Source organism: Psychrobacter immobilis (assembly GCF_904846285.1).
Lineage (GTDB): Bacteria > Pseudomonadota > Gammaproteobacteria > Pseudomonadales > Moraxellaceae > Psychrobacter > Psychrobacter immobilis_D.
In genome coordinates this window covers 1-861 of sequence record NZ_CAJHAD010000071.1, presented here as the reverse complement: position 1 = coordinate 861, position 861 = coordinate 1, and the positions used below count along the sequence as shown (strand labels likewise).

Here is an 861-nt window from a genome sequence, read left to right as displayed (position 1 = left end):
CCTGTGGCTCCAGTATCGCCTGTGGCTCCAGTATCACCTGTGGCTCCAGTATCGCCTGTGGCTCCAGTATCGCCTGTTGCACCCGTATCGCCTGTTGCACCCGTATCACCTGTTGCACCCGTATCACCTGTTGCACCCGTATCACCTGTTGCACCCGTATCACCTGTGGCTCCAGTATCGCCGCCGCCTGGACCTGTTGCGCCAGTTTCACCGGTTGCGCCATCGTTTCCAGCAGGACCAGTTGCGCCTGTTGCGCCATCGTTTCCAGCAGGACCAGTTGCGCCTGTTGCGCCATCGTTTCCAGCAGAACCAGTTGCGCCTGTTGCGCCATCGTTTCCAGCAGAACCAGTTGCGCCTGTTGCGCCTGTTGCGCCATCGTTTCCAGCAGAACCAGTTGCGCCATCGTTTCCAGCAGCTCCAGTGTCGCCTTTATCGCCTTTGACGCCGTCTGCTCCATTGTTACCAGCAGAACCATTAGCGCCAGGCATGCCTGTAGCACCAGTTGCCCCAGTAGCACCGGTATCACCATCAATGGCACAAGATGCCAAAATCATTGAAGTTAAAAGAACAATACTAGCTTTGAGGGGAGTTTTTAGCTTTTTTGCGATTGGTAGGTTTGAACCTGAATGAATGTTGGGTGACATTCGTATTCCTCCATGAAGAGTTTATAATATTCCGTTACATTGTTAACAAGATACAACTTTAATCCAGTTGTATGTATACATAAACAAATAATTGAATAAAAGTCAACTAATATTAATGAAACAATGTTCATAGAAATATTTAGTTACTAATTAATTCTTGGAAGCGAATATACTGTATAATATAGAGAAATAATGTATCAATATAATAATGAAAGAC

Annotated in this window: 1 pseudogene; it reads right to left on the bottom strand. The window is 47.2% G+C overall.

The window, feature by feature from the left end:
- Positions 1–644 (bottom strand): annotated as a pseudogene (locus JMX13_RS13600) (hypothetical protein); the annotation flags it as partial.
- Positions 645–861: the final 217 nt, after the last annotated feature.